Origin of the sequence: Pseudomonas sp. LAIL14HWK12:I10 (assembly GCF_900184205.1) — a bacterium.
Classification (GTDB): Bacteria; Pseudomonadota; Gammaproteobacteria; order Pseudomonadales; family Pseudomonadaceae; genus Aquipseudomonas; species Aquipseudomonas kermanshahensis.
Map to the genome: position 1 here is coordinate 245,369 of NZ_FXWU01000010.1, position 20,225 is coordinate 265,593.

Below are 20,225 nucleotides of genomic sequence, written 5' to 3' on the forward strand. Positions count from 1 at the left end.
CGGCGTTTTTTCGTTACTGGGCAGCGAGTGCAAAGTCCCCATAAGCGACCGCGTTATATTCGCGAGCATCAAACGGTCGCGGAATAAACTCCCCTTTGATAACTTGTTTAACACCTTCAGCCAAGCCCTCAGGAGTCAACGGGGTGAGTATACCCAAACCGTTCTCCAATACACTGTCAGGGCCAGGAATATCAGTGGAGACACAGGGAACACCCAACGTCATCGCCTCAAGCAAAACTATACCCTGCCCCTCGTAATCTGAAGACAGCACGTGACACTGCGAAGCCTTCACGAACGGGAAAGGATTGCGCTGAACGCCAAGCAGTATCACTCGATCCTTCAGCTCAAGCTCTTTAATCAGATTTTCCAACTCCGCGTGAAGCGGGCCAGTACCAAGTATATAAAGAGCAACATCATGCCCTTCTTCCACGAGTAACTTGACCATCTCGATAAGTCTTACTTGGTTTTTTTCGGGCCACATGCGCGCCACGTTGACAATCTTGAATCTCGGATCAGATTTAAGCAAATGATAACCAGCGTCATCAGGCTCCAATTCTGCATCAGTGATAATTCGATTTACATCCAAGCCGTTTCTAACGAGATGGAACTGATCAACGATACCAGGATTTATACCCTTGAAACTCTCACGATTGGTTTGCATTGAGCTTTCAGACACATTAAGGAAAGCATCATAGTCTCTATAAAACTCAAAAACTTTTCTCAAATTGGGAAGACGCTTCTCTGACTCCTCCAACATATCATTATGGAGGTAAATCAAATGACGATTAGCTGGAATAGCCGCCATGAAACCCGCCCAGAATGGGTGATAGCCCTGGTGATCAACACTGATCTCAGCCTCTAGGCCCGCGACCACACGATAGACTTCTTGCTGCATCGCAGATTCGTACACATCGCGCATTGTTTGCGAATAGAAGACACCTTCAGCGTTGAACTTATCAGAGACCCATTGCTGCTCGAGACTCATGGAAGTCCGACCACTTCGGAAGATCACATTCGCCACTTCCTCGAGTTTGCGTATCGCGTCAAACCCAGCCTCCTCCTTACGCAACTCTACCGTATCGAGAAGGAGCACTACATCTTTGCCTTGTGCAGCAAGATTCTGCACTAATGAAATTGCAGAAGTCGCAACACCATTGATAGTACCAAGCGCAGATCGTACAACAATCGGCTTTTTATCGTTACGCGGAGACGCTACTCCCCTTTCTTGGAAGAAGAACTCGACCACTCGCTGAGTCGAACGACCATCTTCAACACCACAGAAGCGCTCATGGAACTCTCGATAGGTTGCATTGACATACAAGCCTGGATCATTCAACGCACTATGAATCAAGCCGCGGAGCTCATCTGTCGTCTGGCATTGTGGCCACGGCAAGTCACTGCGCTCGAAGTACAGGCCGCGCTCGGACTTATACTCATCCCAGTCAGGAATGAAGTGCAGGATAGGACGCTGAAGCGTCATGTAGTCAATAATGATCGACGAATAATCGGAAATCAGAACATCTGCGACTGGCAACAAGGCATTAGTATCAATCGATTGAGGCGCCAGCTTTACTGGCAACTTCATCTCAACCAGCTGCTTTTCGACCAAATGATGGCCTCGGAAAAGCAGAGTGTAATCATCCGAAATAATGCTCTTCAACTGCTCGATCAGCACCTCAGCTTCTAGCTCAGGCGTATTCCAGCTACCGCGATAAGTAGGCGCAAACAGGACAACTGGTTTGCGACTTGAAATACCCAAAGTCCGACGAACTTCGTACAACTTTTCCTGGTCAATCTTGTAAAGCTGATCATTTCGTGGATAACCGCTAATCAACTGAGCGCCGCTCACAATCCGATCAATGCTATGACCTTCAATCTGAGTTAGGCGAGTGTGCTCATTAGGGAAAATCAAATGAGTCGCGTGCAGGAAGTTACGCGCCGTATTGGCACGCGTGTACGGTGGCGTATTCATTGCGCGGCCAAGCGTCTTCAGCGGAGTTCCATGCCAGGTATTCAGGTACTGCTGACCTGGCTTCCGGACAAAGTACTCTGCAAAGGTACCGTTACAAATCAGATACTTACACGAAGCAATCAAACGAAGGTAGAGTGCACTGCCCCGCTTGACAAAGAATACATTCTTTAAATTTCTAAATCTTTGCTCAACTTTAGTAAGATCGTTAATCACCCAGAAATGCTTATGATTGGCATATTCCTCACTAGCGAGAACATGCTCAAAAATTGCAAGCGGGTTACACGCCATTGATGACCCATTATGCACCTCATAGAGGATGCAATCATCCATTACCGGCAGTAGCTCGATATACTCTTTATACGTAGCATGGAAGTTGAGCGTGCTGTCGGTGAGGAACTTGTCTTCATAAGCACTGGTCGGACGCTGGATAATTTTGTACGAACGGAACGCTTCACAAGCTTTGTCAATCGCACCAGAGAGAGCCAACAATCTTCCGAGCTCATAATACAGACCAGCTTCATGCTGATTCGTACGCCAGATAGCCTGCTGGATCGCTTCAGCCGCGGCTGCCAGTTGCCCGACGACTACAAGGGCCTTGCTGTAGGAGATCCAAGTGGCCGGCTGGGTGCAATCTCTCTCCAAACGGCTTTCAATAAACTGAACTTCGGCGAGCTTCGTGTTTAACGAACCCGAAAGAGAGACAAGCTTCTGAACTTGTTCTTCTTGGGCGAAACGCACTGCATTTGCCAAGCTATCTCTTGCCGCACCGGCCATCCCAAGCTGTAGATTAGCCTCATAAAACTCATACCAAACACTACTCTTCTCCGCGTTGTCGGCCAACTCGGCTTTGATGGTATCGATACGATTTGACATTAGCGATGCTTCATATCGCTTTCTGTCAAAGTCTTGGTGAGCCCCGCTACCCTGCATCGACATAAACAGATTACAGGCCTCGTCTAACCTACCCAACTCCATGAGCAGAATACCAGCCCGATAACGCCACTCGGCAATATTTTTTCCGCCGAGCGTAATCGCGTACTTATACGAAGAAAGGGCTGCCTCGAACTTATTCTGACGCTCCAGAGTAAAGCCAAGTCGGAAATGCGATTCAGCCGATTTCATCCGCAATCCAACGGCATTCCGGAACGATACTTCAGCGTCAGCCCATAGATAGCATCGTTCCTGGGCACGACCAAGGCGGAAATGCAGATCGAAGTCAAATTTCACCAAGTTCAATTGCTCGGTAAACGAAGCATTTGCTCTGGACCAACGACCGGCGGCGGCATGAAACACGCCTATACCAAACTTACCTGCATTGTGCTTTTTGTCCAGCTCACAGGCTTTTTGATAGGCATTGATAGCAGCAGGCAAGTCAGCCGGCCCCTCATGACATGGTGTTTCATAGCAGTAGCCAAGGCGGTAGTACCACTCCGCAGGCACTGTCTTACTCAGCAAAATAGCATGCTCATAGGCGTTCGCAGCGGAGCGGAAATGCCCCATTTTTTTCTCAGCAACACCCAGTCGATGATAAATGTCTGCGCTATTGCGCACTACGCGAACAACAGCTTGCAGTGTCGCAACTACTTGCCACCACTTGTGCTGCCCTTGGTAAGCAATTGCCAATTTATTATTGAGGCTGGCATCCTCAGGATAAACCGAAACCAAGCTCATGAGCGCAGACTCGGCCTGTGCCCACTGATGCTCTTTCAAATATCGCTCAATATCCGCAAGCGTTTTCTCTTCACGCTCTTCCCACTGCGGATCACTTAGGTATTCCAGATGAGCACAAATCTTACTGGCGCTATTTGACTCTTCAAAATTGCTCAAATACTCGCGGCAAAAATCTTTGACCTCGGCGCTCACTTCAAGCTTGCTGCCAGCAACTATCAGTTCGAGCAACGCATCAAAACTCTCAGGATGGTAGCCCAGTTTTCGCCGATAGATTTCCGCCTCTGCAGAGTTTGGCGCCTTTTCCAAGATGGCATCCCCGAGGATCCACCGTGGAAAAATCACCGGTTTACCTAGGGCCCACGCCTCATATGCGACGGAGGTGTAGTCAGTTATAACAATATCAGCGTCTATCAGCTCACGCGTTACTGGCCGTTTATTGATCTTATTTCGCTGGTCCTCGGAAACGGTTAGCTCGCAGTGCTGCCCAAGCTCCTCTAGGTATTCCTGGAGACCCGAGCTAGAGCTCATAGGGTTTCCGGCCGCGTCAAACCAGTTACTATGAATCGGGGCAAAAAGAACACGGGGAGTCGTTCTCTCACCCGTCTCGCCGGCTTGCTCAGCCAGCGATCTTAGATAGTCAATCCTAGGAGCCCCCACAACCAAAACATCTGTGGCCTTTAAGCCGAGCCTTTTGTCGCCCAGCAGACTGCGCGCCATCCACTGCCCTGGAACAAGAATTTTCTTAAAGTTGCTAAGGGCTGACTTACCATCAGCTTGGATTTGATTGAGGTGCTGTCGGTCCGCCAGATCGAACATCAGGAAAACGTCAGCAGGAATGCCTGCAAACAACGAAACGGTCAGGCACGCGCCATCCTCAGCCTGCAAACCGTCTGGCAAGGCCTCTTGTAGAGCCCCTTCTAGAGCTTCTGGTAGAGCCTCGAACCATTCGACCTGACGGCCGCCTGTCGACTTGATTTGGGAAAAAATTTGCGTACGGAGAAGCTTCAGATTATCCGAATCATGCCCCAGCAGTTGAACCTTTCTCTTCCCGCTCACACGAAGAACTTCAGACAGCCGCAACGAATCGTCGACACTCACAACTTCAGTCATCCCAAACCCTTTTAAAATGCTTAAATCCATGAATCCAATATCAGAAGAATCTAATTATCGCCTGCTATCCATTTCTACTAAACGCTCCAACCCGATGAAGCGGCGAAAACTAAAAGCCCTGAAATTTTCAAAACGTGATGTCCTTCTCATTCGGACTTGCTTCATCTTCGATGAATGATACCCTAGCCACGCAATGAATTAAACAGGAAAGGATAATGTGCGTCAATTTAATGGCGCCTGCTTATTGACTTTCCTGGGCAGCCCAAAGGAGGCCAAATGCTCAATCGATTTAAAATAGCCCTTATCGCACTCCTCTCCATGGCCTATTGCCAGCATTCGTTCGGGTGGGGTGTCGAAGGACACAAAGTCGTGGCTCTAATCGCCGAGCAACAACTCACCCCGGAAGCCAGGGCCGGCATTGATATCATCATGCATCGAGATGCCAATGGCAAAATATCCGACATTGCATCATGGGCCGACAAAATTCGCGGTAAAGAGCCTGGCCCTCAGATCAGCCACGTTGTTAAAATCCCATTCAAAGCTACAAGTTACTCAGCTAAACGCGACTGTTCTGGGAAGTACAAATGTGTTGTCTATGGCATCCTGAAAGCCGAGAGCGAATTAAAGGATGGCAGACGCGAAGACTCCGACCCCATAGAGCAACAGCGCGCTCTGAAGTTTCTCGTCCACTACATTGGAGACGTTCACCAACCTTTGCATGGGATACAAGAAACCGGCGCGATGCGCACCCAGCCCAGCCGACAGAAATGGGAACTCCACAAAGTTTGGGATACCATCATCATACGAAGCTCTAAGCAGAGCCCCGAGTCCATAGCTAAACGACTACTTGCCAAACACAAAACCGTGCAACAAGGCACCCCAGAACAATGGGCAATGGAGAGCCATGACATTGCCAAACGCATAATATATGGAGATAACTATGCTTTAGCTAAATCTAGACGCCCCATTTCCTTGGATAAGGATTACTACAAGGAAAATATGGAAATCGTTGACGAGCGACTATTGGCCGCTGGCCTGCGGCTCGGCAACGTACTGAATGATATTTTCAAATGATTCACTCCACCGAAAACTCTAGTCATTGAGATTTCGCGCCACTCAATTTAAGGTTACTCATGATCAAGAAATGCTTATTTCCGGCCGCTGGTTATGGCACTCGTTTTTTGCCAGCCACCAAAGCAATGCCTAAGGAAATGCTGCCGGTTGTAAACAAACCTCTCATCCAGTACGGCGTAGAAGAAGCACTGGACGCTGGCTTAAGCGAAATTTCCATTGTCACTGGCCGCGGCAAGCGTGCCCTTGAGGACCATTTCGACATCAGCTATGAGCTGGAAAATCAAATCAAGGGTACCGATAAGGAAAAATACCTGGTAGGTATCCGTCGGCTGCTTTCGGAGTGCAGCTTCTCGTACACTCGCCAGACTGAGATGAAGGGCTTAGGCCATGCAATCTTGACAGGCCGCCCACTGATCGGTGATGAGCCATTCGCCGTCGTGCTGGCAGATGACCTGTGCGTCAACCCTGAAGGTGATGGTGTTTTAACGCAAATGGTTAAACTGTACAAACAGTTCCGCTGCTCAATCGTTGCGATTCAGGAAGTCGACCCGCAAGAGACCCATAAATACGGAGTTATTGCTGGCGACATGATCCGTGACGATATCTTCCGCGTCACCAATATGGTCGAAAAACCGAAACCGGAGGACGCACCGTCCAACCTAGCGATTATCGGACGCTACATACTCACCCCAGACATCTTCGACATCATCGCAGATACTGAACCTGGAAAAGGTGGCGAAATTCAGATTACTGACGCCCTGATGAAACAGGCACGAAACGGTTGCGTAATCGCTTACAAGTTCAAGGGCAAACGCTTCGACTGCGGGGGCGCAGAGGGGTACATTGACGCAACAAACTTCTGCTTCGAGAACTACTACAAAGCAGGCAAGGCCTACTAATAGAACAGGGGCCATCACCGATGGCCCCACTCCATACAATGAACGCAGTCGCCAATAGGCGTCAAACAACCTCTATATTATAAGTGTCTGGCTTAAGGTGATACATGGACATATTGATTAGCATTACAGCAATATTCACAGTCTGCACGCCCACATCAGGATGGTCATTAATCAAAGGGTTCAACGAATTCAAATAATTGAACTGCCTCCCCAGCTTCGACTCACGAACAATACTACCAATGTAACTGTACTGCGGCGAACGAGCTGAATAGACAATCGAAATCTTCTGCTTCAACAGCCTGTCCGACTCAAGAATCCTTGAGAACGTTTGTTGTTTAGTTTCTGGAAAAGTGCCCTGCGTAAAATGTGAGTCCGCAAAAACTCTCTCATAATACTCATCTGAGACTATTGGATCTACAACAACCGCATTAAACCCACCTGTGACGCCATGATATAGCGCAGCGGTTCCGCCCTTGGACGCTCCGTACAACGTCACGTTTTCCGCAGAGACCCTCAGATCATCACTCACCTTGTGAATCAAGGCCGTCACACGATCACCGAACGTCCGATCCGAATTATTATTCAGATAGAAGCTTCCCACCACAGATCCAACATCAGCAATTCGCAGAACAGCGGCATCGGCTGGAATGTACTTAGCAATAGATTTAAAATTAAAGGTAAACATCCTCATCAGGCTAGACATAAATATGTCCTCACCAATGGAGGAAAAAACAACCAAAAGTTTAGAAACCGCTGGATTTGCCGGAAGATCGACCTGATAAACCAGACCGTCTGAGGTTAGAAAGTCACCTTCCTTTACTCGATGCCAGAAATTTGCGATTTCGCTATTCCTAACAAATTTCGAAACATGCTCTTCCGATTTATAAAGACTAAAACCCGCATTAGCGAGTGCAACTACCAACTCTTTAGCGCCAGGGTCTTTTCGACTTACATGTAGTAGATTATCACAGGAAGGATAGGCCGAATGATCAACCATAAAGTAGTTGTATGCACCAATATCCGACAATGCATCACTCACATTACAGCCTAGTACAACTTTTTTCGATTTCACCGCCATACCAAACCCAAACCTCGAAGCCCGCAAAGCTACGAGTATCAGGGCGTGCCTAGCTCAAGTCAAGGGCACCCCTCGACTGGACATTAAAAGTCCTCACAGTCATCCAAATGCAATAACCACCCAAGGCTGGAGCAGAGAAAAATCATTGCGATCGCGAATAAGGCAACTAGAAACATTATCCTGACCCTCCGAATATCGACACTCTAAGATCTATAGTCATCACTGAGCTGAATTGATCATAGGGCACCGAATATTTCAGTTTATGTATCAGGCAAGCACTGCTTCCAAAAAATCAGGGTCAACCGCAATACTACAGCTCACAACCATAGACGAAAGGCGCGCTCGAACACGCTGAAACACGCCCTTTGATACCTCGGGATCAGTCAAAAATCTCCACAATCCCGCTCACTTCGCCCGTCAAAGCATCTCTCACCGCCAACGCGCGGATCTTGTTTTCATGCATGTATCCTTCAGCCTCAGATATCAACGCATCAGAGGCAATCTCGTGTGGCGTAGCCGTCATGAACGCCGAAACCTTCTCCCCTACCACCCCCGGGTTATCTAGCAAAGCGCGGCGCAGGTCTCCGTCAGTGACGATCCCTACCAGACGCCCTTCGTCACTCACCAACGTGAGGCCAAGGCGGCCCTGCGTCATCATCAGCAGACAGTCATGGAAGCTGGTGGACGGACTGACGAAGGGAGCCGGGCTGTGCATAACATCTGACACACGAGTCAAGAGCTTTCTGCCCAAGCTACCGCCAGGGTGATAACGAGCAAAGTCCATCGGTTTGAACTGGATGGCCTCGATCAACGCAACTGCCAATGCATCCCCCATGGCCATGGTGGCGATGGTGGAAGTGGTGGGTGCAAGGTTGTTCGGACATACTTCTCGCTCGACAGAGATATCCAGCCAGATGTCAGCATGCCGAGCTAGTGTTGACTGCCCATTGCCAGTCATTGCAATAAATTTGTTACCAAAAGACTTCAGGCTAGGAATCAGCTTAATTAATTCTTCGGTCTCGCCGCTGTAGCTAATCAGGATAAGCACATCGACTGGCTTGAGCATTCCCAAATCGCCATGGAAGGCCTCAGCCGGATGAAGGAAGAAACTGGGCGTCCCGGTAGACGCGAAGGTGGCCACCATCTTCTGACCGATAAGCCCGGACTTGCCCATACCGCAGACGACCGTACGCCCTTTACAGGCAAGAATGAGGTCGACAGCACTCTGAAACTCCCCGTCGATTCGGTCAGCCAGCTGACTGACAGCCTGGGCTTGAGCGATGAGGGCTTCTTTGGCAATGGTGAGATGATTCATGTCCGTCCCTGAATGCTGCAGGTTTGCAAGGGCACGAATATTAAGGGGTTTGCAACATTAAGCAAAGATAAGCTCTCCTGAACGATCCGGAATCAGACTACCGGGCTTCAGGCTTCATCCTACGCCCTATTCGCCCAAAAATCAGGCATTAAGACTAGCCTTGTGCCATCAAGCAATTGACCGCGCTGCGAAACTTTTCGTTGTGCGTGGTTCTCTTATGACGCAGCATACCGCCCCCTTAAAAATACAGGTCGGACCCCCGGCTATACCTGACTACAGCTAATGACTGCCCCTACCCAGCCCTCTGCCCAACATAAGACCTTCTTCCGCTGGCAGCGAGCTTCACTCGAGCACCATATCCACACCTTGATGCCTCAGTGGGGCGGGCTCCCCCTGACAATTCACAGCCGCGACCTGGAGTCGAATGCCTCATTCGTCAACTATGTTCGGTTCCATCGCCTGATTGACCCCATCACCGGCAAACCGATGGATGTAGTGGAGAAATCGATACGCAAGGTGGCATTCATTGGCAGTCAGGAAGCACGATTCCACCGCGCTGAGGGGATGCTCCAAGGCAGCGTCTATTTCCGCTATCCGCCCTGCCTAGGCGTGATCGAGACACCATGGGAAAGCCTGATCTTCACTCGCTACATTCGAGGGCGCCCTCCCCGTATGCAATCCATCGGCCGCCATTTGGGGCGAGGCATCGCCGAGCAAGAGGAACGAAGTAGCGCCTACATCGAGGCAATGCCACGAAATCAGACCCTGCTCTTATGGAGCATGGACTTTTTCCGTCCTTGGTTCCTATTGCGCCCACGTTTCAACTTCACACGCTGCCTGCCTGAGCTAGAGCGTTTGGCTCGCGAAGACTCCCGATTTACTGGGCTGGCGCAGCGTCTCAGAGCATTTGCCCCCGTAATTCGCACGCTGGCATCTCAGGCAAGGCGCAGCCCCCGATGCATAAGCCACATGGACTATTTGCGCAAAAACCTGTTCATACGCAAGCGTCGCCTTTATCTCATCGATTGGAGTGAGGCCAAAATTGGAAGGATCGGGTTCGACGGCGGCGCCTATCTGGGTAGCCTATTCCGACGTAAGGAGATGTCAGAGTTCCTTTTAGCTCAAGCCCAATTCGAAAAAGCCTACCGTGAAGCGCTGGCTCCCCACTTCGACCAGGAAGACGCATTACGCAACCAGCGCTATGTCTTCTTGCAGACTGCGCTTTACCACTGCCTGCGCCCAGAAACCATCAAGGAATACCAAGAGCAGAATCGCATGCCGCTGCTGCTAGAAAAATACGAGTACCTGCTGACTCTGCTGTGAACAGATATCATTTTGATGTCATCCGTGGGGAACTGTAGGAATCTTCGGATTTCATCGGAAATTTTCGACTTGGGTCATCCTATGAACGTGAATTTGTATTAAGATTCGCGACCTCAAAATTCACTGGACCCTAAGGGCTTTTAGCCCTCAGCTGTCCGACGCATGGAACGCCGCTCCACGTTTATGGATGATGCTCTGCCTCGCCCACGCCTGCTGATCCTCTCAAAGGGAGCTCAGCAGATCACTACTTTGCCCTCGTTGCTGCCTGATTTTTCGCTGCAGAGCGGTGTCGTGGGTGATGTCGTGAAAACGGACTGGGTAATGGCATGGGGCCGTAAACCTAGTGCACTTCAGGCCATTGCTGAGGCTAAGAAAGCGGGCAAACCTGTCTTGACTCTGGAGGATGGCTTCCTTCGCTCGGTCGGTTTGGGTGCGGACGACCCACCACTCTCATTGATCGTCGATGACGTCGGTGTTTATTACGATTCCGGGCACCCTTCTCGCCTGGAGCAACTCATCGTCAAGCCACTCTCGCCCGAAGAACATGCGCGTGCACTTTCGCTTCAGGCACTATGGCAGCGAAATCGGGTATCAAAATACAACGACGCCAGAATCGAGACACCGACACTTCCCAACGACTGTGTACTGGTCGCCGACCAAACCCGGGGCGATGCCTCACTTCAAGGTGCTGGGCCCGCCGACTTCAAGGCGATGCTCGATGCGGCGTTAGCCCGCTACCCCCTACACACCATCTTGCTCAAAGTGCATCCCGACGTCGTCGCACGCCGAAAAACAGGACACTTTGACTTGACCGAAGTGGCCAAGCACCCGCGGGTCCGGATCCTTGCTCAGAACATTCATCCCGCTGAGTTGATGCCGCGCGTACGAGCAGTTTACGTAATGACCTCGCAACTGGGCTTCGACGCCCTGCTCTGGAACGTGCAGGTACACACGTGGGGCATGCCCTTCTATGCCGGCTGGGGGCTGACAGATGATCGCCTCCCTGCCCCTCATCGACGCACACCCGTGTGCCTGGCACAGTTGATCCATGCCAGTTTGGTGCGCTATCCGCGATATGTCTGTCCGGAGCGCGGCGACTCTTGCACGCCAGAAGCACTCATTAACTGGCTAGGCCTACAGCGACATCACCGCAGCTTAATGCCCCCACAAGTACAAATCTGTGGTTTCAGTCGCTGGAAAATGCCACTGGCTAAACTGTTTTTCGACGGCAGCGCGATTCGCTTCATCAAACCAAAGAAGCCTCTTTCGCCGTCGCTACCCGTCGTCTCTTGGGGCTGTAAACACGACGCCGAACTCCATGCCCACCCACAACAGGTTAACCGTGTTGAAGACGGTTTTCTGCGCTCTGTTGGCTTGGGCGCAGGTAAAGCACGACCATTGTCATGGGTGGTTGATGACCTGGGTATCTACTACGACGCTACTCGCCCCTCTCGCTTGGAGCAGATTCTCGCCAGCGGCAGCTTTGATCACGCCCTCCTGAGTCGCGCCGCAGACTTGCGGATGGCCATCTGTAGTGCTGGCCTGACCAAATACAATCTACCCGGTACTGCCTGGCAGCGTCCTCCAGCGGCGCAACGCGTCATTCTCGTCACCGGCCAGGTCGAGGGAGATGCCTCCATTCGCTACGGCAGCGCGCGCATTCGCAGCAACCTCCAACTGCTACGTGCAGTGCGTGAGGCCAATCCCTTGGCCTGGGTGCTGTACAAGCCGCACCCAGAGGTACTCGCCGGCACACGACCCGAGGGCGATGACGAAGCGCAAACAGTTCACTGGTGCAATGAGGTGATTGGCAACACGCCGCTGCAGCAGTTGCTGGAAGTGGTTGACGAATTGCATGTACTGACGTCGCAGTCGGGTTTCGAAGCGCTGTTGCGCGGCGTACCTGTAACGACCTACGGGCAGCCGTTCTATGCCGGCTGGGGGCTAACCGACGATCGTGAACTGGAACCGCAGGTTCAAGCGCGAAGGTCGCGAAAATTGACACTTGATCAACTGGTAGCGGGAACACTTTTGCTCTACCCCACCTATGTCAGTCGCATCACCAATCGTTTTACCACTGCTGAACAGACTCTCTACGAATTACAACATTGGCATGGGCTACCGCAGCTCGGAGCAATCTCCAGATGGCAGGACTTGAAACGACGCTTGAGCAGTTTGTTGGGCATGAAGCGCCCGACCGGCTGAATACGAGGGCGACGCGTGGTCCACTGCTGCGCATCCCTACGCACAATTTTCTGTTCCTGCAGGGTGTCAGTTCGCCTTTCTTCAGCCGCCTGGCCAAAGGGCTGCGTGACATTGGCCAAACTGTGCACAGTGTACGTTTCAATGTCGGTGACGAACTTTACGGTGCTGATGGCCCAAACATGAGTTGCCCGCAAAAGGCTGAAGACCTGGATGCTTGGTATTCCCATGTCTTTCGCCAGCTCGACATCACCGACCTGGTGCTGTTCGGCGATTGCCGCCCCGTGCACCGCACCGCAGTGAAGCTGGCCCGGTTGCAGGGCATTCGTGTGCACGTGTTCGAGGAAGGCTACTTCCGCCCGTACTGGATCACCCTGGAGCGCGATGGCGTCAATAACAACTCGCGCTTGCCAAGGGACCCCGACTGGTACCGCGAAGTGGGCAAGTACATCCCCCGCTACCAGAACGGCAACGCGTTCAAGCTGTCTTTTGCCGCCCGCGCGGCACACGACGTGCTGTATCACGCCAGCGGAGCGTTGAACCCGCTGTTCTACCCGAAATACCAGACCCACGCGCCGTTTAACGCTGCAGTGGAATACGCGGGGTTCATTCGCCAGGGCTTGCGTCTTTTGCTCGCTCGCAGCCGCGACGACGCACTCGTGGCCGATGTTGCCCGTGAGCGCCAACCAACGTTCTTACTACCGCTGCAACTGGACAGTGATGCGCAGATTCGCGATCACTCGCCATTCTCCAACATGACCCAGGTCATCAGGCATGTGATCGACTCGTTTTCGCTGAACGCGCCGTTCAACGCACGCCTGTTGATCAAAAACCACCCGTTGACACCGGGGCTAGTCAACTACCGCAAGGTCACCGAAGCGCTGGCGCGCGAGTACGATGTGGCAGACCGCGTCGTATTCATGGAGAGCGGGCACATGCCGACATTGCTCTCTCACATCACCGGCATGATTACCATCAACAGCACCGCCGGCGCATCAGCCATCCTCCACGGCCGCCCAACCATCACGCTGGCCGACCCAATCTACGCCATGCCCGGCCTGACTCACCAAGGCGCGCTGGCCGATTTCTGGCAATCCCCGGACATGCCAGACATCAAGCTCTTTCATCGTTTTCGCAACACAGTCATCCACACCACCCAGGTCAACGGCGGTTTCTACACCGGCTGCGGCATCGACATGGCGGTCACCAATTGCCTCGAAGTGCTGATGGCGAAAACTTCAAGAATCGAAAAATACCTATGAACCACACCGCTTCACCCCGCTGCATCCTCATCACCGGCGCCACCGGCGGCATCGGCGGCGCGCTGGCGCCTGCCTATGCTGCGCCGGGCGTGACGCTGATTCTGCAAGGCCGGCGCCTGGACCGCCTGGATGAGATGGCCGAGCAGTGCCGCGCTTTGGGCGCCGAGGTACTGCTGGAAGCCATCGACGTGCGCGACCTGGATGGCCTGCGGGCGATGGTGCGGCGGGTCAGCGAGGCGCATCAGCCAGACTTGGTGCTGGTTGGTGCCGGGCTCAACACGGCAGTGGGCGCCAATGGCGAGGCCGAGTGCTGGGACGACAGCCGGGCGTTGCTCGAGGTGAATGTGATGGCGGCGCTGGCCACTGTGGAAGCCGCGCTGCCGGCCATGCGCAGCCGGGGCCATGGGCAGATTGCGCTGTTCAGCTCGCTGGCGGGCTGGCGTGGGCTGCCGGTGACGCCTACCTACAGTGCCAGCAAGGCGGCGATTCGGGTGTATGGCGAAGCGATCCGCGATTGGCTGGCGCCGGAAGGGGTGAAGGTGAATGTGATCGTGCCGGGCTACGTGGAATCGAAGATGTGCTTCGAAATGCCGGGGCCCAAGCCGTTTTTGTGGACCGCCGAAAAAGCGGCCAAGCGCATCAAGCGTGGGTTGGCTGCGAACCAGGCGCGTATCAGTTTTCCGTTCCCGCTCAACCTGGGCACCTGGCTGCTGGGGCTGATCCCGCAGTGGCTTTCTTCGATGATCCTGCGTGGGCTGAAGTACAGTGATTGATGTTTCTCTGCTGCCGGTTGCGTTGATCGGCCTGATGCTGACCGTGCTGGTCGAACGCTTGTTGATACCCCGCCCTGCCCTGCGCCGCCCGGCTGACTGCTGGATGCTGCATGTGGGGTTGTGGTGCGTGGGGTTTGGGTTGCTGTATGCGCTGACCGCGCGGCCGCTGTTCAGCGGTGTGAACCTGCTGTTGCTGTGGGTGCTGATCGTGCTGGTGAGCAACTCGAAGTACCACTCGCTGCGCGAACCGTTTGTGTGTGCGGATTTCGAGTACTTCAGCGATGCGGTGAAGTTTCCGCGGTTGTATTTGCCGTTCTTTGGGTTTGGTAAAGCGGCAGTGCTGGCGGTCGGGTTTCTGGTTTACCTGTGGGCGGGCTTGCGCTTCGAGGTGCCGGGGGCGCGGGTTGAGGCGTTGCTGCCAGTGGTGATTGGCCTGGGGTTGCTGCGGTTGGGGCATCGTCGGGTGGTGCCGAGCTTTGATGCCGAGCGCGATGTGCGGGGCTGGGGGTTGGCGGCTAGTTTGTGGCGGTATTTTTGGGCGGCGCGGGCGCCGGTTGATCAGGCTGGGTTGGGGTCGCCGTTTGCTTGTGAGGGTAGTGTCAGGGCGGCTGGCGCATTCGCGGGTAAACCCGCTCCCACAGGGGATGGGGATGGGTTGGGGTCGCCGGTTTCCTGTGAGGGTAGTGTCAGGGCGGCTGGTGCATTCGCGGGTAAACCCGCTCCCACAGGGAATGGGGGTGGGGTGGGGTCGCCGGTTGACTGTGAGGGTAGTGTCAGGGCGGCTGGTGCATTCGCGGGCAAAGCCGCTCCCACGGGGAATGGGCTGGCGGACTTGGTGTCGGTGCAGAGCGAGTCGTTCTTTGATGTGCGTGGCTTGTGGCCTGGCGTGCGGGCTGAGGTGCTGGGCGAGTATGACGTGCTGGCCAGCCAGGCACTTGCGCGCGGCAAGCTGCAGGTGGCGGCGTGGGGGGCCAACACGGTACGTACCGAGTTCGCCTACCTCACGGGCATACCGTCCGAGCGGCTTGGCGTGCACCGTTTCAACCCTTATCGCGTACTGGCGCGCCGGGGCTTGCCGAGCATCGCTTCGCGGCTGAAGGCGCTGGGCTATCGCACGGTGTGCATTCACCCGTATGACGGGGGGTTCTACGGCCGCAATAAAGTGCTGCCGGCGTTGGGCTTCGATGAGTTCATCGATGTGCGCGCGTTCAACCCGTCGCAAAAGGCTGGGCCGTTCATTGGCGATTGCGCGGTGGCGCAGAAGATTCGCGAACTGCTGGAGGCGCCTGGGCGTACTCAGCCGTTGTTCATCCACGCGGTCACCATGGAAAACCACGGGCCGCTGCACCTGGAAAGCGTGGCCGAGCACGAGCTGCCGGCCTGGTTCGACCGCCCGTTGCAACCGGGCATGCAAGACCTGGCGCCTTACCTGCGGCATATCGGCAATGCCGATCGCATGCTTGGCATGCTGCGCGAAACGTTACTGAGCCAGCCGAACGAGGCGCTGCTGTGCTTCTTTGGTGACCATGTACCGATCCTGCCCGAGGTTTACCAGGCAGTCGGCGCGCCGGCCGGCGACACTGACTACCTGATCTGGTCCAACCGGCGCCAGCCTGGCAGCCAAGCGTGCCCCATCGCTGTACACAAGCTGTCCAGCGCACTGCTGGCACACGCCCAGGCGCCCGCACAGGGCCAGGCGGCGCACAGTGCCGTGGCTGGGGTAGCCTGACGACGTGGTGCGCATTGTTCTGGGATCGGACCTGGCGCCGGAGCGTGCCGCAGACCCTGCCTTGGCCCAGTTGCTGACCCAGGGGCGCGGTTCGCTGGCGTTTCTGATCGGTAACCCTGCTTGCCGCTATCGCCTGCTGGGCGGGGCCATCCACTGGGACCGCGTGCTGCTGGCCTTCGAAGGCGAGCAGGCGCTGGGTTTTGCCGCCTTGAAGCATGACGGCCGTGGGCCATTTGCGTTGCACTGGCGGCCGTTCATTCGCGAGTTCGGGCTAATCAGTGGCTGGGTGCGCTTTGCCGGGTTTTGCCTGAGCGAGCTGCGCGAGTGGCGTTACCCGTTCTTGTTGTATGGGCTGCGCGTGAGCAAAGCAGCTCGCCAGCAAGGCATGGGGGCGGCGTTGGTGCAGGCGTGCTGTACGCATGCGGCCAAGCTGGGCTTTACCCAGGTCGAACTGGAAGTGCCGCTGAACAACCCACGGGCCAAACGGCTGTACCTGCACAATGGCTTTGCCCTGCGCCGCAAGCGTTGGGTGCCGTTCCCGCCGGTGCGTGGCATGTGGCGGGGGGTGCCATGAACCGTATTGAAGCGCCGGCAGCAGTGGCCTTGCAAGCACTGGTGGACGGCCCGGGTTGGGTCGGCATCATGTCGCAGTGGGTTGCCTGGAAGGTGTTGCACCTGCCGCAGTTTCTTGGGCCCGAGGGCCCGCCCTTCTGGCTCTGGCGCCGGGGTAGCAAGGCACCGAAGGGGCTCAAGGCGATTGCCGGCATCGGCTACAAACAGTCTTCTGCGCAGGCGCGCGTGTTGTGCCAGCGCTGGGGGCTGCCTTATATCGCGCTGGAGGATGGTTTTTTACGGTCTTCGTCGCTGGGCATCGAAGGCGACACGCCGATGTCGATGGTGGTTGACCCGATAGGTATTCACTACCTGGCAGACCGGCCTTCGCTGCTCGAGAACATCCTGCAACAGCCCGAGGCGCTGACCGAGCACGAGCTGGAATGCGCGCACGCACTGATCTCGCTGATGCGCAGCACGGGCATCGGCAAGTACAACAATGCCCAGGACCTGCCCGCAGACGACCCGCTGGGCCGTGAGCGGCCGTTGGTGCTGGTGGTTGACCAGACGGCGGGCGACTATTCGATCCCCGGTGGCGGTTTGTGCGAAGCGGACTACGTGCGCATGCTCGATGTCGCTTTGGCCGAGCACCCTGATGCCGATGTGCGGGTGCGTATTCACCCGGACTGCCTGGGCGGGCAGAAACCCAGCTGCCTGCTGGCCGCCGCGCAAGCCCGGGGCGTGCCGCTGGAGGCACGGCCAGTGGCGTGGGCGTCGCTGGCCAAGCGGGCGCAGCGGGTGTATGTGGGCACCAGCCAGGCTGGGCTCGAGGCGTTGATTCAAGGCGTGGCGGTGACCTGCTTCGGGCTGCCGTTTTACGCTGGCTGGGGCCTGACCGACGACCGCATGCCCATCCCCCGTCGCCAGGCGCGGCCGAGCCTGGAGCAATTGGTGGCGGCGGCGTACATCCGTTATTGCCGCTATGTCGACCCGCTCACCGGCCAGCTGACCGATGCGCTGACCGTCGCTCGCCAGCTGGCGCGCAAAAAGGCACGCGACACTGAATTTGCCGGGCCTACCACAGTGCTGGGGGTCAAGCGCCACAAGCAGCACAACATTCGCCGCTTCTTTGCCAGCCGCTGGGGCCAGCTGCGCTTTACCGTGGATAGCCCGCAACTGGTGCAGCAGGTGGCGGCAGAAAACGGCCGGCTGCTGGTGTGGGCGGCGCGGGAGCCCGCCAGCCTGGCTGAACGCGCCCGCCAGCAGGGGGTGCCGATCTGGCGGGTCGAGGACGGCTTCATGCGGTCCACGGGGTTGGGGGTGAGTAACAGCCCGGCCCTGTCGTTGGTGCTGGACCGTGGCGGCATTCACTATGACGCCGCGTCGGACAGTGACCTGGAATGGCTGCTGCTCAATACCGACTTCGACGACGCCAGCCTGGCCGAAGCCGCGCAGTTAAGGGCGCAGATCGTCGCCAGCGGCACCAGCAAGTTCAACCTGCGCAGCGGGCCAGTGCCGCCGTTGCTGGGCCAGCCGGGCCAAGCACGGGTGTTGGTGGTGGGCCAGGTCGAAGATGACGCTTCGGCGCTGTGCAGTGGCGGCGGCGCAGGCTGCAACCTGCGCCTGCTGCAACGGGTGCGCGCGCAGTTGCCGGACGCCTGGATCATCTACAAACCCCACCCGGACGTCGAGGCCGGCAAGCGCCAGGGCCAGGTTGCCCCGGCGCTACTGACGGGCCTGGCTGACCAGGTGTTGGGCGGTGTCGATATCGCCAGCCTCTACGGCCAGGTCGATGCGCTGCACACCTTGAGCTCCACCGCTGGCTTCGAAGCGCTGCTGCGCGGCGTGCCGGTGGTGACCTACGGCACACCGTTCTACGCCGGCTGGGGGTTGACCCACGACCACCAGCCGCTGCCGCGCCGCACCCGGCGCCTGACCCTGGACCAGTTGGTAGCCGGCGCCTTGATGCGCTATGCGAGCTATGCCGACGTTCAGCAAGACTTGCCCTGCGATGCCTGGCACGCCCTCGCTTGCCTGTCGATGCCGCGCGCTGCGCGGTTGGCCGAACACCGGCGCGTGGCGCCGCTGCTCAATTACTCCCGGACCATGCTCGGCTGCGGCCGGCCACTGGCCCCATCAAAGGACTAGAACATGCCCGTATCGATCAAGGACATCGGCCGCTATGCGGCGCTCCCCTGGCATTGCATGCAACTGGCCACCCACGCGAAATCGTTCGAGAACAACCCGGTGCTCGGCAGTGCGCGGCTCAACGCGCTTGGCCTGCATGTGCAGCGTCGCCAATTGGCGATGGCCATGGCCAGCTACCGTCGCCAGGCCCTGGCATCGCGCCTGGATGCCGGCGAGCGTGCGCATTTTGAGAAAAACGGGTTTTTCATCCGCGAAAACGCCCTGCCCGCTGACCAGTTCGCGGCGTTGCGCGCCGAGTTGGGTGCCTTGCGCAGCACGGGTTGGGAGATGCGCCAAGGGCGTGCGGTTACCCGCCGGGTCAGCCTTGATCAGGATGTGCTGGCCAGCAACCCGGCCAGCGCGGCGTTTGTGGCGGACCGTGGGGTACGCGACCTGATTGCCTATGCATCGTCCAACACGGGCGGCATTACCTATCAGCTGCAGTCGATCATCATCGATGCTGCCAATGCCGACCAAGACCCGCAAACTCGCCTGCACGCAGACACCTTCCACCCCACCGCCAAGGCGTGGTTATTCCTGGATGACGTGGCCGACGACCAGGGGCCGTTCAGTTATGTGCCGGGGTCGCACCGCCTGACGCCCGAGCGCCTGGCGTGGGAGTATCAGCAAAGCCTGGGTGCTGCCCGCTCGACCGAGCAGATGCACCGCGAGGGCTCGTTCCGTATCGACACCCCCGACCTCGCCGCCCTGGGCCTGCCGCAGCCGCGCCGCTTTGCGGTGCCCGCCAATACCCTGGTGGTGGCCGATACATCCGGCTTCCACGCCCGCTGCGCCAGCCACCAGGCCAGCCACCGGGTAGAAATTTACGCCAGCTTGCGGCGCAACCCGTTCATCCCTTGGCGCGGGGCGCACCTGTTTGCCCTGCCGTGGATTGCCAACCATCACATGCGCTGGGACATCCGCCTGAAGCGCTGGATGGGTTTTGACAAGAAGAGCCATTGGCGGTTTGTGGAGCAGCTGAATGCCTATGAGTCGCCGCATATTTAAGGCGGTTATCCCGTCGGTCAGCACGGACCTGTAGGAGCAGCCTTGTGCTGCGAAGACGCCAGTGGCAGCA

The 20,225-nt window shown here is 56.1% G+C and carries 13 protein-coding genes; 10 read left to right on the forward strand and 3 right to left on the reverse strand.

Annotated features, from left to right (window positions below; all coding sequences use genetic code 11):
- Positions 1–13: 13 nt before the first annotated feature.
- Positions 14–4,753, reverse strand: a complete 4,740-nt coding sequence (locus QOS90_RS22050; RefSeq protein WP_159455784.1) for a CDP-glycerol glycerophosphotransferase family protein — start codon at positions 4,751–4,753, stop codon at positions 14–16.
- Between the two features lie 276 nt (positions 4,754–5,029).
- Here QOS90_RS22050 and QOS90_RS22055 point away from each other — a divergent pair, with 276 nt between their 5' ends.
- Complete coding sequence (locus tag QOS90_RS22055; protein ID WP_085273744.1) at positions 5,030–5,827, forward strand: S1/P1 nuclease; 798 nt, start codon at positions 5,030–5,032, stop codon at positions 5,825–5,827.
- Between the two features lie 59 nt (positions 5,828–5,886).
- Entirely contained in the window at positions 5,887–6,726 is an 840-nt protein-coding gene (gene galU / locus QOS90_RS22060) for a UTP--glucose-1-phosphate uridylyltransferase GalU (RefSeq protein WP_085273745.1), read from the forward strand.
- A 61-nt stretch (positions 6,727–6,787) separates the two neighbouring features.
- On the opposite strand, the gene QOS90_RS22065 is transcribed toward galU, so the two are convergent.
- Positions 6,788–7,804, reverse strand: coding sequence for an XcbB/CpsF family capsular polysaccharide biosynthesis protein (locus tag QOS90_RS22065; protein ID WP_143491084.1), 1,017 nt, complete (start codon positions 7,802–7,804; stop codon positions 6,788–6,790).
- A gap of 379 nt (positions 7,805–8,183) precedes the next feature.
- On the reverse strand, positions 8,184–9,119 hold the full coding sequence (locus tag QOS90_RS22070; protein WP_085273747.1) for a KpsF/GutQ family sugar-phosphate isomerase: 936 nt from the start codon (positions 9,117–9,119) through the stop codon (positions 8,184–8,186).
- Between the two features lie 282 nt (positions 9,120–9,401).
- Between QOS90_RS22070 and QOS90_RS22075 the strand changes: the two genes are divergently transcribed.
- The 8 genes from QOS90_RS22075 (at position 9,402) to QOS90_RS22110 (ending at position 20,155) form a co-directional block, all read left to right on the forward strand.
- Complete coding sequence (locus QOS90_RS22075) at positions 9,402–10,442, forward strand: phosphotransferase (protein ID WP_085273748.1); 1,041 nt, start codon at positions 9,402–9,404, stop codon at positions 10,440–10,442.
- A 183-nt stretch (positions 10,443–10,625) separates the two neighbouring features.
- Positions 10,626–12,647 (forward strand): capsule polysaccharide biogenesis protein, encoded by a 2,022-nt coding sequence (locus QOS90_RS22080; RefSeq protein WP_085273758.1) that lies wholly within the window; start codon positions 10,626–10,628, stop codon positions 12,645–12,647.
- Positions 12,587–13,906 (forward strand): capsule polysaccharide biogenesis protein, encoded by a 1,320-nt coding sequence (locus tag QOS90_RS22085; RefSeq protein WP_085273749.1) that lies wholly within the window; start codon positions 12,587–12,589, stop codon positions 13,904–13,906. Before QOS90_RS22080 ends, QOS90_RS22085 begins: the two co-directional genes overlap by 61 nt.
- Positions 13,903–14,679 (forward strand): SDR family NAD(P)-dependent oxidoreductase, encoded by a 777-nt coding sequence (locus QOS90_RS22090; RefSeq protein ID WP_027595982.1) that lies wholly within the window; start codon positions 13,903–13,905, stop codon positions 14,677–14,679. Before QOS90_RS22085 ends, QOS90_RS22090 begins: the two co-directional genes overlap by 4 nt.
- Before the next feature lie 7 nt (positions 14,680–14,686).
- The gene (locus tag QOS90_RS22095; protein WP_256577478.1) at positions 14,687–16,408 is read left to right on the forward strand and encodes an LTA synthase family protein; all 1,722 of its coding nucleotides are present in this window, start codon (positions 14,687–14,689) and stop codon (positions 16,406–16,408) included.
- Positions 16,409–16,412: 4 nt separating this feature from the next.
- Entirely contained in the window at positions 16,413–16,982 is a 570-nt protein-coding gene (locus QOS90_RS22100; RefSeq protein ID WP_085273750.1) for a GNAT family N-acetyltransferase, read from the forward strand.
- Positions 16,979–19,108, forward strand: a complete 2,130-nt coding sequence (locus tag QOS90_RS22105) for a capsule polysaccharide biogenesis protein (protein ID WP_085273751.1) — start codon at positions 16,979–16,981, stop codon at positions 19,106–19,108. Before QOS90_RS22100 ends, QOS90_RS22105 begins: the two co-directional genes overlap by 4 nt.
- A gap of 3 nt (positions 19,109–19,111) precedes the next feature.
- Positions 19,112–20,155 (forward strand): phytanoyl-CoA dioxygenase family protein, encoded by a 1,044-nt coding sequence (locus QOS90_RS22110; RefSeq protein ID WP_085273752.1) that lies wholly within the window; start codon positions 19,112–19,114, stop codon positions 20,153–20,155.
- Positions 20,156–20,225: the final 70 nt, after the last annotated feature.